12 protein-coding genes are annotated in these 15,435 nt (G+C 65.7%); 8 read left to right on the top strand and 4 right to left on the bottom strand.

From position 1 onward, the window contains the following. Positions 1–121 precede the first annotated feature (121 nt). The 3 genes from R4P47_RS06505 to R4P47_RS06495 form a co-directional block, all read right to left on the bottom strand. Positions 122–2,443: a HelD family protein gene (locus R4P47_RS06505; RefSeq protein ID WP_317784310.1), complete on the bottom strand. Its 2,322-nt coding sequence runs from the start codon at positions 2,441–2,443 to the stop codon at positions 122–124. Positions 2,444–2,592: 149 nt separating this feature from the next. Further along, complete coding sequence (locus R4P47_RS06500) at positions 2,593–3,783, bottom strand: DoxX family protein (RefSeq protein WP_269593966.1); 1,191 nt, start codon at positions 3,781–3,783, stop codon at positions 2,593–2,595. 137 nt (positions 3,784–3,920) lie between these two features. Next, positions 3,921–4,610 (bottom strand): MBL fold metallo-hydrolase, encoded by a 690-nt coding sequence (locus tag R4P47_RS06495; protein ID WP_317784484.1) that lies wholly within the window; start codon positions 4,608–4,610, stop codon positions 3,921–3,923. Between the two features lie 260 nt (positions 4,611–4,870). Between R4P47_RS06495 and uvrA the strand changes: the two genes are divergently transcribed. Continuing rightward, positions 4,871–7,801 carry an excinuclease ABC subunit UvrA gene (uvrA, locus tag R4P47_RS06490; RefSeq protein ID WP_317784309.1) on the top strand — a complete coding sequence of 977 codons (2,931 nt, stop codon included), beginning with the start codon at positions 4,871–4,873 and terminating at the stop codon, positions 7,799–7,801. A 113-nt stretch (positions 7,802–7,914) separates the two neighbouring features. Here uvrA and R4P47_RS06485 read toward each other — a convergent pair whose 3' ends face one another. Next, the gene (locus R4P47_RS06485) at positions 7,915–8,301 is read right to left on the bottom strand and encodes a DUF1844 domain-containing protein (RefSeq protein WP_068050975.1); all 387 of its coding nucleotides are present in this window, start codon (positions 8,299–8,301) and stop codon (positions 7,915–7,917) included. A 382-nt stretch (positions 8,302–8,683) separates the two neighbouring features. Between R4P47_RS06485 and infC the strand changes: the two genes are divergently transcribed. The 7 genes from infC to R4P47_RS06450 all read left to right on the top strand — a co-directional run bounded on the left by infC (position 8,684) and on the right by R4P47_RS06450 (position 15,433). After that, the gene (gene infC, locus R4P47_RS06480) at positions 8,684–9,424 is read left to right on the top strand and encodes a translation initiation factor IF-3 (protein ID WP_045199680.1); all 741 of its coding nucleotides are present in this window, start codon (positions 8,684–8,686) and stop codon (positions 9,422–9,424) included. A gap of 116 nt (positions 9,425–9,540) precedes the next feature. Further along, the gene (gene rpmI / locus R4P47_RS06475; RefSeq protein ID WP_008715923.1) at positions 9,541–9,735 is read left to right on the top strand and encodes a 50S ribosomal protein L35; all 195 of its coding nucleotides are present in this window, start codon (positions 9,541–9,543) and stop codon (positions 9,733–9,735) included. A gap of 86 nt (positions 9,736–9,821) precedes the next feature. Further along, a complete protein-coding gene (rplT, locus tag R4P47_RS06470; protein WP_032378959.1) occupies positions 9,822–10,211 on the top strand; it encodes a 50S ribosomal protein L20 in 390 nt (129 codons plus the stop codon). Positions 10,212–10,249: 38 nt separating this feature from the next. Then, on the top strand, positions 10,250–11,056 hold the full coding sequence (locus R4P47_RS06465) for a TrmH family RNA methyltransferase (protein WP_317784308.1): 807 nt from the start codon (positions 10,250–10,252) through the stop codon (positions 11,054–11,056). Positions 11,057–11,129: 73 nt separating this feature from the next. Further along, complete coding sequence (gene pheS, locus R4P47_RS06460) at positions 11,130–12,197, top strand: phenylalanine--tRNA ligase subunit alpha (protein ID WP_068283211.1); 1,068 nt, start codon at positions 11,130–11,132, stop codon at positions 12,195–12,197. Between the two features lie 56 nt (positions 12,198–12,253). Then, positions 12,254–14,740: a phenylalanine--tRNA ligase subunit beta gene (gene pheT / locus R4P47_RS06455; RefSeq protein WP_317784307.1), complete on the top strand. Its 2,487-nt coding sequence runs from the start codon at positions 12,254–12,256 to the stop codon at positions 14,738–14,740. A gap of 135 nt (positions 14,741–14,875) precedes the next feature. Then, complete coding sequence (locus R4P47_RS06450; RefSeq protein WP_317784306.1) at positions 14,876–15,433, top strand: hypothetical protein; 558 nt, start codon at positions 14,876–14,878, stop codon at positions 15,431–15,433. Positions 15,434–15,435: the final 2 nt, after the last annotated feature.

Here is a 15,435-nt window from a genome sequence, read left to right as displayed (position 1 = left end):
CCGGCGCGAAGTCCCACGGGGCAGTTGGTGTGGGGCCACCCGTGCCGGGTTTGCCCGCCCGACACAACACCGGGCCCGCTCCTTCCACGGCCGGGGGGGGGCCGGTGGTGTGTGCGGTTCTCTAGGCTTCCGGCTCGAACGGCTGCAGCGCCGAGAGTTCACCCGGTAGTGCGTCCGCGTGCACGACGCCGAGTCGCTGAGTCGCTCGGGTCAGCGCCACGTACAGGTCGTTCATGCCCTTGACCGAATCCGCCACGATGGCACGGGGTTCGACGATCAGCACCGAGTCGAATTCCAGTCCCTTGGCGTCCTTGACCGTCGATACGGTGACCAGTTCCGATGCCAGATGGCGGAATCGGTCGACGTGGCCTGCGGGAACCAGCACTGCACTCAGGCCTGGGCGAGGGTGCTCGGCCACTCGCTTCTCGACCGCGGTGATCAGATCGTCCGGTGCCACCCGTTGGGCCCACGGTCGTGTCCCGGTGCTGCGGATGGACCGCGGCTCGGACTGCTCGGGATCGATGGCAGCCAACACGTCGTGTGCCACCGCCATGATCTCGGACGGTGTTCGGTAGTTCACCGTCAGCTCGGTTCGCTTCCAGCGCTTGGCCACATACGGTTCGAGAACCGAACCCCACGAGGAGGTACCGGCGGGATCACCGGTCTGCGCCGTATCGCCCACCAGTGTCATCCACCGATTCGGTATGCGCCGCATGACCATTCGCCACGCCATCGCAGAGAGTTCCTGCGCTTCGTCGACGATCACGTGCCCGTAGGTCCAGGTTCGGTCACCGGCGGCCCGTTCGGCCGTCGTGAGTCGTTGACCCGAATTCTGCCGTCGCGCAAGCTGATCGGCATCGATGAGGTCGTAGGCCATCAGGATCTCCGGATCGAGTTCGTCCTCGAGATCCTGAGGTGCCGAACCGGTCAGGATGTCCAGGGCACCCTGGGCGTCGGCGATCTGGCCGCGCCACTGACGTTGTGCCTGTTCACGTTCGGCCGCATCGTCGACGCCGAGTAGCTCGGCGAGTTCGTCGAGCAGGGGAGCGTCGGCCGAGGAGAACCCGTGGCCTCGGCGGACGAGGGCTTCGCGCTCCATCTCGTCCAGTGCAGGCGCGGCCGAGGCGATTTTCTCGGGCGAGGCGAACAGGTCGCGAAGAACCTGCTGGGGAGACAGATCCGGCCACAGTTCGTCGACGGCGGCCATGACGTCTTGGTCCTCGCGCATCTCGTCGCGCATGTCCGCGATGTCGTCGGCGCTGAGCAGGCTGGACCCGTCGACGAGGTTCTGCCCGAGTTTCGCTGCCAATTGGTTGGCCAACTGGTCGATGACCGAGGACACGAACAGCGGACGAGCGAGGTTGTGCGGTCGCCGGGACGAGCGGGCACGACCGCGAGCCCTGGTGACGATCTTGCGATCGAGCGTGATGTCGTAGGTGTCGAACTTCAGCCGACGGGGTTGCGCGGGAACTTCCTGACGGTCGCGAACCGCTTGCGTCAGCACCTCCACCATCGACAGTCTGCCCTTGACCTCGGTCGCGACGGCCGAGTCCTCGCGTTGCGCACGGACTCCCGGGTAGAGGTCGCCGATCGTGGACAGCAGCACTCCCGTCTCGCCGAGTGACGGCAGCACCTGACCGATGTAGTCGAGGAACGTGGCGTTGGGTCCGATGATCAGCACGCCGCTCTTACCGAGCTGCTGACGGTAGGTGTAGAGCAGATAGGCGGCACGGTGCAGCGCGACGGCAGTCTTGCCGGTGCCCGGTCCGCCCTGAACCACCAACACACTGCGATGCTGCGATCGGATGATCGCGTCCTGCTCGCTCTGGATCGTCTCGACGATGTCGTTCATCTGACCGGTACGTGCGGCATCGAGCGCCGAGAGCAGCGCGCCTTCGCTCGCGACGCCGCCTGCCACGGCCGCATCGTTCGACGATCGGGCGGAGTTCAGGTCGAGGAATTCGTCGGCGATCGATGTCACTCGCCGGCCGCGGGTACGAATGTGTCTGCGCCGCAACACGTTTTCGGGTGCGGCGGGCGTCGCCAGGTAGAACGGCCGGGCCATCGGTGCTCGCCAGTCGAGCAGCAGTGTCTCGTAGTCGTTCTTGTCGTCGAGAATCCCGACGCGGCCGATGTATCGCTCGGGCCGGTCGTCGACCTTGGGGTCGAGGGTCTCGGGATCGAGGTCGATGCGCCCGAAGCACAGTCCGTTCTCGGCGGCGTCGTACTTGGCGATGTCCTCGGTGTACATCTGGTTGAACGATTCCCGTTCGCTGCGGGCCTGCGGGGTGCCGCCGGTCTCCAACAGCACCGCGCGCAGTCGGTTCGCGGCATACTCGCGTAACGCGTCGAGCTGCGTGTACAGCCGCGTCAGATGCGCCTGCTCGAAGTCTTCTTCGAGCGGCACCACGGAGTCGCTCGATGTGTGGCCGTCGTCCGGCAAAGGGTCTCCTCGGGAGTTCGGCCGAGGCGAGGATATCGCCTCGAAATCAGCCAGAGCAGTCTACGCCGCACAACGGCCCTGCCGCAGAACCGCTGGTTCCGGGGCAGGGCCGTCTACGCGAACGTCGCTGTGTGGCTGTCTGCGAAAAATTACTTCGCGTACTGCTGCAGCTTCTTGTCCAAGTTCTTCTGAGCCTTGGCAACTCGCTTCTCGAGCTTGGCGCGAGCCTGCTCGGTCACCTTCTCGAGTTCCTTGCTCTGCTTCTCGGCGCGCTTGCGAGCGCGCTTGCTCAGCGTGTCGACGCGATCGGACGCCAGATCGGCCCACGTGACTCCGCGCTTCTGCGCCTCGTCGGCGAGGACGGACCCCTTCTCGGCCGCCAGATCGGCGAGCTTGGACGCGCGCTTCTGCGCGACATCGGCCAATTCGCCGCGACGGTCAGCAGCGACGTCGACGAGCTTGGAGCCACGCTTCTGTGCGAGCTCCGCGAGGTCGGTCCCGCGATGGGCTGCCTTGTCGGCGAGCTTGGAGCCGCGCTTCTGCGCTTCTTCGGCCAGGTCGCTGCCGCGGTCGGCGGCCAGTTCGGCCAGCTTGGATCCACGCTTCTGTGCTTCCTCGGCGAGCACCGAACCCTTGTCGGCGGCCACGTGAGCCCAGCGGTTCAGTGCCGGCTGAGCTACGTCGGCCAGCTCCGAGCCCTTCTCGGTAGCGATATCGGCGAGCTTGGCCAACTTGGGCTGGGCGGCGTCGGCGAACTTGGCCAGCTTCGGCTGTGCAGCCTCGGCCAGATCGGCGCTGCGGCTCGCGGCGACGGCTGCGATTTCCTTGACGCGCTCACCGGTCTCGTGGGTGGAGTGACCCGGCAGGGCCGAGACGACGGTCTCCTGCGCTCGGCGTGCTGCCCGCTTGCTACGCCATGCGACGGACGGCTTGCCCTCGGTGTCGACGGCTGCGATGAGCAGTCCGCCGAGCAGGCTCAGGTTCTTGAAGAAGTGGATACGCTGCGCAGCCTTGGTCTCCGGGTCGGTCTCGTTCCAGAAGGCGTGTCCGGCGAGCGTCGTCGGTACGAGACTTCCGGCGAGAGCCAGCGAGGCGATGCGCGGTGCCTTGCCGGTGGCCAGCAGAATGCCGCCCGCGACCTGGATTCCACCGTTGATACGGACCAGCGTCTCCGGGTCGTTCGGCACGTTCGCGGTGACCTCGTTGGGGAGGACGTCCTTGCCCTGCTCGATCAACGGGGTGGCGGCCTGGGCCTTGCCGGTGGGATTACGGAGTGCGTCGACGCCCCCTGCGATGAAAATCGTAGACATCAGCGGACGGGCGATACGGCGGACCAGCATTGACAGCCTCCTGCGTAGTTTCTCGTGTCATCGGCGGTGGAACCATGGACGGCACGGCGGTCCGAAAACCTACCGCTGTGCGTCCTTTTGTCACACTATTCATACCCCGTGGTTCGCGGTCTCAAGCACGCCGATCGTTACCAACCCCTGGCGCGCCATTCGTCCAGGTGAGGGCGCTCGGCACCGAGCGTCGTGTCCTTTCCGTGGCCCGGGTAGACAACGGTCTCGTCGTCGAAGCGGTCGAACAGCTTCGCTGTCACGTCGTCGAGCAGACGGGTGAAATCCTCGGGGCTGCCCGTCTTGCCGACGCCACCGGGAAAGAGAGAATCTCCGGTGAAGAGGTGGGTGCGCTTTCCGTCGGCATCGGTCAGTGCGAGTGCGATGGAGCCGGGAGTGTGTCCGGTCAGGTGCACCACATCGAACGTGAGCTCTCCCACCGACACGGTGTCCCGATCGGCGAGCAGGCGGTCGGGAGCCACCGGCAGGGGGCCGGCATCGAGTTCGTGCGCTGCGGTCGGCGAGTCCGTACCGCCGGCGATGTCGGCCAGCGCCTGCCAGTGGTCGGCGTGCTGGTGAGTCGTCACGATGAGTGAGAGCGTCGGCGCGTTCCGGTCGATGAGCAACGAGATTCGGTCGGCCTCGTTGGCGGCGTCGATCAGCACCGAGTGACCTGTTGCGGAACAGACGACAAGGTAGGTGTTGTTGTCCATGGGGCCGACCGACATCTTCGTGATCGTCGCTCCGGGAATCGTTCGCCGCTGCGGCTGCGATCCCTGAGAGACGACGCCGGTGTAGTTGTCATCGATGACCATGAGGTGCTCGTCCATTTCCAGGACGCTACCGTCGTCGACGGCATGATGGGCGTCGGGGTCGCGCAGCTGGAAAAGTGTGTCGGTGCCTGGATCTACCATTGCTACTGCGTGAGGTTCGTCCCTCACCACAACAGGTTTTCGACGTGGGGTCCACGGTTACACGACGTGTGACCGGTGCGTCGGCATCACACGTCATCACGCGACTCGAAGGTCGTGCAGTGCTGCGCCCCGCAGCAACTCGGCTTGACGTGCTCGTTCGGAAAGAAGGGAACACAGTGGCGGATCGCCTGATAGTGCGAGGTGCACGGGAGCACAACCTGCGGGGAGTCGACATCGACCTGCCGCGGGATGCGCTGATCGTGTTCACGGGTCTGTCCGGATCGGGCAAATCCTCACTCGCCTTCGACACGATCTTCGCCGAAGGACAGCGTCGCTACGTGGAGTCGCTGTCCGCATACGCGCGGCAGTTCCTCGGCCAGATGGACAAGCCGGACGTCGATTTCATCGAGGGCCTCTCGCCTGCGGTCTCCATCGATCAGAAATCGACCAACCGCAACCCGCGATCGACCGTGGGCACCATCACCGAGGTCTACGACTACCTCCGGCTGTTGTACGCGCGTGCAGGAACGGCTCACTGCCCGGTGTGCAACGAACAGATCGCCAAGCAGACTCCGCAGCAGATCGTCGATCAGGTGCTGGACATGGAGGAGGGCCTGAAGTTCCAGGTTCTCGCCCCGGTGGTTCGTACCCGCAAGGGTGAGTTCGTCGACCTGTTCGACTCGTTGAACACTCAGGGCTACTCGCGTGTTCGCGTCGACGGCGTCGTACATCAGCTCACGAGTCCGCCGGTGCTCAAGAAGCAGGAGAAGCACGACATCGAGGTCGTCGTCGACCGCCTCACCGTCAAGTCGAGCTCGAAGCAGCGTCTGACCGACTCGGTGGAAACCGCCCTTCGGCTGGCCGACGGCATCGTGGTGCTCGATTTCGTCGACCGTGACGAGAATGCGTCGGACCGTGAGCGCCGGTTCTCCGAGAAGCTCGCCTGCCCCAACGGACACCCGTTGTCCATCGACGATCTCGAACCGCGGTCGTTCTCCTTCAACTCGCCGTACGGTGCGTGCCCGGACTGCGTCGGACTCGGCGTGCGCAAGGAGGTCGATCCTGAGCTGGTCGTTCCCGACGGGGATCTCAGCCTCGCCGACGGTGCCATCGCACCGTGGTCGATGGGCCAGACGTCGGAGTACTTCGGCCGCCTGCTCTCCGGGCTCGCCGACGCCATGGGATTCGACCTGAACGCGCCGTGGAACAAGTTGCCCGCCAAGGTCAAGCGCGCAGTCCTCGAGGGCAGCGATCACCAGGTGCACGTGAAGTACAAGAATCGCTACGGCCGCACGCGGTCGTACTACGCCGAGTTCGAGGGTGTGATGCCGTTCCTGCACCGCCGGTTGGAGCAGACCGAGTCCGAGCAGATGAAGGAACGCTACGACGGCTACATGCGCGACGTGCCGTGTCCCACCTGCAACGGGGCGCGGCTGCGGCCGGAGATCCTGTCGGTCACGATCGCGGCGGGCGACTTCGGCCCTAAGTCGATCGCCGAGGTGTGCGAATTGTCGATCGCCGACACCGCGAATTTCCTGAACAGCCTCACTCTCGGTCGCCGCGAGGAAGCAATCGCCGGGCAGGTCCTCAAGGAGGTGCAGGCGCGCCTCGGCTTCCTGCTGGACGTCGGTCTGGAATACCTGTCACTGGCCAGGACCGCCGGCTCGCTGTCCGGCGGCGAGGCGCAGCGTATCCGCCTCGCGACCCAGATCGGATCGGGGCTCGTCGGTGTTCTGTACGTCCTCGACGAGCCGTCGATCGGACTGCATCAGCGCGACAACCGTCGGCTCATCGACACGTTGACGCGGTTGCGCGACCTCGGAAACACCCTCATCGTCGTCGAGCACGACGAGGACACCATCCGTACCTCCGACTGGATCGTCGACATCGGTCCGTTGGCGGGTGAGCACGGCGGACGCGTCGTGCACAGCGGTTCGTACGAGGACCTGCTGACCAACGAGGAATCGCTGACCGGTGCGTACCTGTCCGGACGGATGGAGATTCCGCTGCCCGACACCCGTCGTGTCGTGGACAAGAAGCGTCAGGTCACCGTGGTCGGTGCCCGCGAGCACAATCTCCGTGGCATCGACGTCAGTTTCCCGCTCGGTGTGCTGACCTCGGTCACCGGGGTGTCGGGTTCGGGTAAGTCCACTCTCGTCAACGACATTCTCGCGACGGTGATGGCCAACAAGCTCAACGGAGCCCGTCAGGTTCCCGGTCGGCACACGCGAATCAACGGCCTGGATCAGCTCGACAAGCTGGTGCGGGTGGATCAGTCGCCGATCGGACGCACACCGCGCTCGAACGCGGCCACGTACACCGGTGTGTTCGACAAGATCCGCACGCTGTTCGCGGCGACCACCGAGGCCAAGGTGCGCGGCTATCAGCCCGGTCGGTTCTCGTTCAACGTCAAGGGCGGCCGGTGCGAGGCATGCTCGGGAGACGGCACACTCAAGATCGAGATGAACTTCCTGCCGGACGTCTACGTTCCGTGCGAGATCTGTGAGGGTGCGCGATACAACCGCGAGACACTCGAAGTCCATTACAAGGGCAAGACCATCGCCGAGGTCCTGGACATGCCGATCGAGGAGGCTGCCGACTTCTTCGAGGCCATCACCTCGATCCACCGCTACCTCAAGACACTCGTCGAGGTCGGTCTCGGGTACGTCCGACTCGGCCAACCGGCAACGACGTTGTCCGGCGGCGAGGCGCAACGCGTCAAGCTGGCAGCGGAACTGCAGAAGCGGTCCACAGGCCGCACGGTCTACATTCTCGACGAACCGACCACCGGCCTGCACTTCGAGGACATTCGCAAGCTGCTCGGCGTCGTGAACGGCTTGGTGGACAAGGGCAACACGGTGATCGTGATCGAGCACAATCTCGACGTCATCAAGGTCTCGGACTGGGTCATCGACATGGGCCCCGAAGGTGGCTCGGGCGGCGGAACGGTTGTGGCGCAGGGTGATCCGGAGGCAGTGGCGGCGGTCTCGGAAAGCTACACCGGCAAGTTCCTGCAGGAGGCGCTCACCCGGGAGTCGGTCGTCGCCCCGCCGGTGAAGGCGGCTGCGAAGAAGCGTAGGCCTCGCAAGGTCGCCGCCGTCCGATAAGCGCTGCAGTCAGCTGGCACCGTCCGATTCGGACCCCGTGAACGCACGAAGCCGCATCCGTCAACTACCGGATGCGGCTTCGTGCGTCGGTCTCGACTTGGCTGGTGTTCTGCTCAGTGCACCGGACCGGTGTACTTCTCGCCGGGGCCCTTTCCCGGCTCGTCCGGATGGGCCGACGCTTCCCGGAATGCGCGCTGCAGTGCCTGCAGGCCGTCGCGGATGGGTCCGGCATGGGGGCCGAGGTACTCCACCGACGCGGTGACCAGGCCGGCCAAGGCGGTGATGACGCGGCGGGCCTCGTCGAGGTCGAGGTAGGGGCTCTCCGCGGGATCCGGCTCGGACAGTCCCAACTTCTCGGCTGCGGAACTCATCAGCATCACCGCAGCGCGGCTGATGACCTCGACCGCGGGGACTTCGGCGAGTTCACGGACTTCGGGCTCGGTGCCGACGGGGTCGGCACCCGCGGGATCGCCATCGGCGGGAGTGGGGGCGCTGGTCATGCCTACGAGAATCCCACGCCGCCCGCAGCGGGGAGAATCGGGTGCCGACGCTGTCGGGGGCGATCGGGCTCGATTGTCGGTTTCTCGAATCGGCTGGTAGTGTGACTCGATGACCGTCTTCGGCGTGCGCTCCTCGATGGAGTTCACCGCACGGAGGCAGCAAGTGGAGCCCGACTCCCACCGGCACGTAGCCTTCAACAAGCTACTTCCCGGTCCGGTCGCACGAAGGAAGTCCTCATCGGCCTCCTGCGTGCTTCCTCCCAGTGAGGAGACTGTACGACGACAGTTGTCGTGCGGGTCGACCGGTCGACATCGGGCCCTGCTATCGGATCACACCGAGAGCAGGGTTTTTTCGTTGCAGCGGTTCACATCGCTGCGGTGAATGTCGAGGATCGACGGCGACGGGCTGTGCCAGTGGCAGGCGGTCGGGTTACACACCACACCGCACTACCTAGGAGGCCCCATCAGCACTGAGACCCGCATCAACGATCGCATCCGAGTTCCCGAGGTCCGGCTTGTCGGACCGGGTGGTGAACAGGTGGGGATCGTGCGTGTTGAAGATGCACTCCGCTTGGCTCTCGAAGCCGACCTCGATCTTGTAGAAGTAGCTCCCGACGCACGTCCGCCGGTCTGCAAGATCATGGACTACGGGAAGTTCAAGTACGAGGCTGCGCAGAAGGCGCGCGAATCGCGCAAGAACCAGACGCTCACCGTCATCAAGGAACAGAAGCTCCGCCCCAAGATCGACGCGCACGACTACGAGACCAAGAAGCGCAACGTCGTTCGCTTCCTCGAAGCCGGCTCGAAGGTCAAGGTCACCATCATGTTCCGCGGTCGTGAGCAGTCGCGTCCCGAACTCGGCTTCCGTCTGCTGCAGCGCCTGGGCGCGGACGTCGCGGAGCTCGGCTTCGTGGAGACCTCGGCCAAGCAGGACGGCCGCAACATGACGATGGTGTTGGCACCGCACAAGGGTGCCAAGACTCGCGTCAAGGCGCAGGAGAGCGCAGCGGCTCCGCCCGCCCAGCGCGCACCGGCCCCCGCGCCGGAACAGCCCGCCGACGCAGCCCCGGCTGCCGAGGCACCGGCCGCAGCAGCTCCGGCTACTCCGGCGCAGACCAACTGAGCCTCGCGCTCTACCAGTAAGACAGCCCTACACCTGCTTCGGTGCACAGAATTTCCGTTGCGATGTGCGGCTGTGCCATGCAACACCGAAGAGCTATTACAGAAGAAGAGGATTTCATGCCCAAGCAGAAGACCCACAGTGGTGCCAAGAAGCGATTCAAGGTGTCCGGCAGCGGCAAGATCCTGCGCCAGAAGGCCGGCCGTCGCCACCTGCTCGAGCACAAGCCCACCAAGGTGACTCGTCGCCTCGATGGTGTCGCCGTTGTCAAGAAGGCCGACGTGCCGCGGATCAAGCGCCTGCTCGGCATCTGATTCGGCCCGCCGCCGACTGATTTCGGTCGGCTTCATCCCAATACCATTCGGGGTTTCACACACCCCCAGATCGACAGGATTCACCAGTGGCACGCGTAAAAAGGGCCGTCAACGCCCAGAAGAAGCGCCGTTCGATTCTCGAAGCGTCCAAGGGCTACCGCGGACAGCGCTCACGTCTGTACACCAAGGCCAAGGAGCAGCAGCTCCACTCGCTGACCTATGCTTACCGGGACCGCCGCGCGCGCAAGGGTGACTTCCGCAAGCTGTGGATCACGCGTATCAACGCTGCAGCTCGCGCCAACGACATCACGTACAACCGCTTCGTCCAGGGCCTCAAGGCCGCGGGCGTCGAGGTCGACCGCAAGATCCTCGCCGAGCTCGCTGTGTCGGATGCTGCGGCGTTCGCAAGCCTGGTCGCCATCGCCAAGGCCGCACTGCCTGCCGATGTCAACGCTCCGGCCGGAGAAGCAGCCTGAGCGAGTCGACGTACGACGACTCAACACCGAAACGGCCCGTGGATTCGCTGACCGAGCGAACTCCGCGGGTCGTTTCGGCCGTCAAGCTCGCTCGAGCCGCGGAACGCAAGAAGACCGGGCTCTTTCTGGCCGAAGGCTTCAACGCGGTGTCCGAGGCGGCCCGGTCCCGGTTGGTTCGTGAGCTGTTCTTCACCGCGGATGCTCTCGAGCGCCACCATGACCTCATCATGTCCATCGAGGCGGGTGGCGCACGAGTTCATCCGATCACCGACCGTGCTGCGAAAGCCTTGTCCGACACGGTCACTCCGCAGGGTCTCATCGCGGTCACCGAGTTGGTCGACGTCCCGATCGGCCGTGCGTTGGCCGGAACACCGCGGCTGGTGGCCGTACCGGTGGAGACGGCCGAGCCGGGCAATGCCGGGACTGTGATTCGCGTCGCTGACGCGGCAGGAGCGGATTCGGTCGTTCTGCTGGGCGATTCGGTGGATCCCCACAACGGCAAATGCGTCCGCGCCTCGGCGGGCAGCGTGTTCCATCTGCCCATCGCTCGGGAGCGATCGATCGAGTCCGGAATCGACGCGTTGCGCAGGGCGGGTCTGACCATCGTCGCGACGGCCGCCGATGGCGAAGTGGACTTGGACGACGCGGACGAGCTGCTCACGCAGCCGACCGCGTGGTTGTTCGGCAACGAGGCACACGGGCTCTCGGAGTCCGTGACGCGCGACGCCGATCACCGCATTCGAATCCCTATCCACGGCCGCGCCGAGAGCCTCAACCTGGCGACCGCCGCGGCGATCTGCCTGTACGCGAGTGCCAGGGCGCAGCGACGCTCCGAAACCCCGTGAGCAGGTCTCGCCTAGGATCGATACCTGTCTGTTCTGAGCAGACACCGACTATTACTCGAGGAGTGCAGCTGTCGTGGCGAAGAAAGATGGCGGACCCGAGCCGGTAGATCCGTCCGTTCTCGAGGAGTCCGCGCTCGGATCCGCAGTGGACTCGGCCGAGCAGGCGTTCGCCGACGCGTCGGACCTCGATGCTCTGACCAAGGTCAAGATCGATCACGTGGGCGGCAAGGCTCCGTTGGCACTGGCGCAGCGCGCGCTCGGTGCGATCCCGGGGGACCAGAAGGCGGACGCGGGCAAACGCGTCAAGGCAGCGCGTGATCGAGTACAGAAGGCCTTCGACGAGCGACGCGCCGTGCTGTCGGCCGAGCGTGACGCCGCGATCCTGGTCGCGGAAACCATCGACGTGACACTGCCGACCGACCGAGCTCCCGTCGGTGCTCGGCACCCCATCACGATCATCGCCGAACAGGTTGCCGACGTGTTCGTCGGAATGGGCTGGGAGGTCGAAGAAGGCCCCGAGGTCGAGACCGAACATTTCAATTTCGACGCACTGAACTTCCTGCCCGACCACCCGGCACGCACGATGCAGGACACGTTCCACATCGCGCCGGAGGGTTCGCGTCAGGTTCTGCGCACTCATACCTCCCCGGTGCAGGTCCGGTCGATGCTCTCGCGTGAGGTTCCGATCTACGTCGTCTGCCCGGGACGGACGTTCCGCACGGACGAACTCGACACGACGCACACTCCGGTCTTCCATCAGGTCGAGGGTCTTGCGATCGACAAGGGCCTGACCATGGCGCACCTGCGCGGCACACTGGATGCGTTCGCGAAGGCGTTGTTCGGCAACGACACCCGTACACGCATGCGTCCCAACTACTTTCCGTTCACCGAGCCGTCGGCCGAGGTCGACGTGTGGTTCCCGAAGAAGAAGGGCGGGGCCGGTTGGGTCGAGTGGGGTGGCTGCGGAATGGTCAACCCGAAGGTGTTGCAGGCCAGTGGCATCGATCCCGAGGTCTACACCGGATTCGCGTTCGGAATGGGTCTCGAGCGGACGCTCCAGTTCCGCAACGACATCCCGGACATGCGCGACATCGTCGAGGGCGACATCAGGTTCACTTTGCCCTTCGGTGTTCAGGCCTGACGGACGTTCTTCACCCGCCCCACTTCTTCTCGGATACAAGAAAGAGCTGAGCACACGTGCGAGTCCCACAATCCTGGCTGACCGAGGTCCTGCACGCGGGGACGCCCGACTGGGCCGTCTCGCCCGAGGAGCTCGACGCCGGTTTCGTGCGGGTCGGGTTCGAGGTCGAGGAACTCGATTCGCTGGACAACGTGACCGGGCCACTCGTGGTCGGTCGGGTCAGTTCCATCGAGGAGCTGACCGAGTTCAAAAAACCGATTCGCTTCTGCCTGGTGGACGTCGGAGCAGCCGAGCCACAGGAAATCGTGTGCGGGGCCAGGAACTTCGCCGAGGGTGACCTGATCGTGGCCGCGCTGCCGGGCAGCGTCCTGCCCGGGGGATTCGCCATCGCGTCGCGCAAGACCTACGGCCGCAACTCCAACGGCATGATCTGCTCGACGCTCGAACTCGGGTTGGGTAAGGATCACTCCGGAATTCTGGTGCTGCCCGAGGGCACGGCTGCCCCGGGCGACGACGCCAAAGCCGTTCTCGGTCTGCTGGACTCGGTCATCGAGCTCAACGTGACCCCGGATCGCGGCTACGCCTTCTCGGTCCGCGGCCTCGCCCGCGAACTGGCCTGCAGTTTCGACCTTCCGTTCGTGGATCCGGCGCGCACGGTCCCCACCGAGGTCACCGGTGACGCCTGGTCGGTCACCGTCGAACCGAACTCCGGCGCATCGCGATTCGCGTTGCGCAAGATCGTCGGCATCGATCCGACGGCGACGACGCCCTGGTGGATGCAGCGTCGACTGCTGCTGGCAGGCGTACGCCCGATCTCGGCGGCCGTCGATGTCACCAACTACGTGCTCCACGAACTCGGCCAGCCGCTGCATGCATTCGACGCGGCCAAGCTCGACGGCGATCTGGTCGTCCGCCGCGCGAACGCGGGGGAGAAGCTGACCACACTCGACGGTGTCGAGCGTTCCCTCGATGCCGAGGACGTCGTCATCGCCGACGGCTCGGGAGCGATCTCGTTGGCCGGTGTCATGGGCGGTGCGTCCACCGAAGTCGACGACTCGACCACCGAGGTCGTGCTCGAAGCGGCATCGTTCGATCCGCTCGCGGTGTTCCGCACCGGTCGTCGCCACAAGCTCTCCAGCGAGGCCAGCAAGCGTTTCGAGCGGACCGTGGATTCGGCTCTGCCTGTCGCAGCACTCGATCGGGCCGCACAGTTGTTGGTCGAGATCGCCGGCGGCCGGATCGAGCCCGTGTTGACCGATATCGGCGAGGCAGCCGAATATCCCACGGTCACGATGGACTTCGACCTGCCGGACCGAATCGCCGGAGTGCAGTACCCCAACGGAACCGCTGCCCGACGGTTGACGCAGATCGGTTGCGGAGTCGAGGTATCGGTCGACGGCGACGGGCACGGCCAGCTCATCGTCACCCCGCCGTCCTGGCGACCGGATCTGGTGCAGCGCGCCGACCTGGTGGAAGAGGTGCTGCGGCTTGAAGGGCTCGAACAGATCCCGTCGGTACTGCCGTCGGCTCCGGGCGGTCGCGGCCTCACTGCCGAACAGAAGCGCAGGCGTGCCGTCGGCAAGGCACTCGCGTTCTCCGGTTACGTCGAGGTGTTGCCTCCGGTGTTCCTGCCCAAGGGCGTGTTCGACACGTGGGGTCTCGACGCGGACGACCCACGGCGCGCGACCACCTCGGTGCTCAATCCACTCGAGGCCGACCGTCCCGAGCTCGCGACCACTGTGCTTCCCGGTTTGCTCGAGATGCTGAGCCGGAACATCGCGCGCGGTCAGCGAGACGTCTCGCTGTTCGGCATTGCCCAGGTGGTGCTCCGCCACGACGCCACCGCAGCCGTGGACGCGTTGCCGGTCGACCGTCGTCCCACCGACGACCAGATCGCCATGCTTCGTGGTTCGTTGCCGGCGCAGCCGGTGCACGTGGGCATGGTGCTCACCGGTCAGCGTGAGTTGTCGGGTCCGTGGCGTGCCGGCCGCGCCGCAGAGGCCGCCGATGCGTTCGCTGCGGTACGTACGGTTGCCGAGGCGTCCGGAGTGCACGTCGATCTTCGGGCGGCGCAGCACCTTCCGTGGCATCCGGGTCGGTGCGCGGAGGTCCTGCTCGACGGTGAGGTCGTCGGATACGCGGGCGAGCTGCATCCGGCCGTGCTCGAGCGGGCGGGCCTGCCGCCGCGTACGTGTGCCGTCGAGTTGAGCCTGAGCGCTCTTCCCGTCGTCGAGTCGCTCCCTGCCCCAGAGGTGTCGCCGTATCCGGCGGTGCTGCAGGACGTGGCAGTGGTGGTCGACGCTTCCGTACCTGCGGCGTCGGTGGAAGCCGCGCTCACGATCGGCGGTGGCGACCTGCTCGAGTCGATTCGACTGTTCGACGTCTACGAGGGTGAACAGGTCGGCGAGGGTCGCAAGTCGCTGGCGTTCGCGCTGCGGTTCCGAGGTGCCGACGGCACCTTGACCGAGGATCAGGCAACGGCTGCCCGCGATGCGGCGGTCGACGCGGCATCGAAGGCCGTCGGCGCGCAGCTGCGCAGTTGAACCAGCGCAGTTGCGCAGTTGAATCAGCGCAGTTGTGCAGTTGAACCAGCGCAGTTGCGCAGTTGATCCGTGCACACCCGGGCTCGTCTGTCCGTAGCGTGGAGTCACGAGTACGACGGGTGACGGGAGCAGCGCATGAGTGAATTCGGAACAGACGGTGCGGCGACGGATCTTCAGGTGATCGAGGAGATCCTGGCTGCAGTGGCAGGTCGGTCCCGGTTGGCCCCGGTAGCGGCAGCCGCATCGGCGCTGGCGGCCGAGTTGCGCAATGCTGAACCCGAATCCACTGGACCCGATCGCGGCGCACCACCCGGGACGGTTCCCGATGTCGACGTTCCGCAGGTGACCAAGCCGCGGATCGACCAGCCGCTCGGTGATCCACCACCGGGGGCTCCGCTCGGCGGCACGGTACCGGGGATCATCGATGCGGAGCTGGTCGAGGACCAGCCCATCGGTAGCGGATACGGTGCCGGTGCGGTGCGCGCGCCGATCGGTGACTTCACCGATTCGGGGGTGCCGACGTGGGACGGTGTGCGCGACAAGGTCGAACAGCGATCGGGTACAGCCGTCGGCGCGGAGGAACTGGACCGAGAGTCCAGGGCGGGCCGTGACCTCGACGAGCAGTGGAACGAACGGCAGGACGCCGGCCGGAGGAAGCTCGACGAGATCCGCAAGTCCATGGGTGGACGCTGACA

Source organism: Rhodococcus sp. IEGM 1370 (genome assembly GCF_033142325.1).
Lineage (GTDB): Bacteria > Actinomycetota > Actinomycetes > Mycobacteriales > Mycobacteriaceae > Rhodococcoides.
The sequence above is the reverse complement of the archived record's forward strand: the minus strand, read 5'-3'. Positions and strand labels throughout refer to the sequence as shown.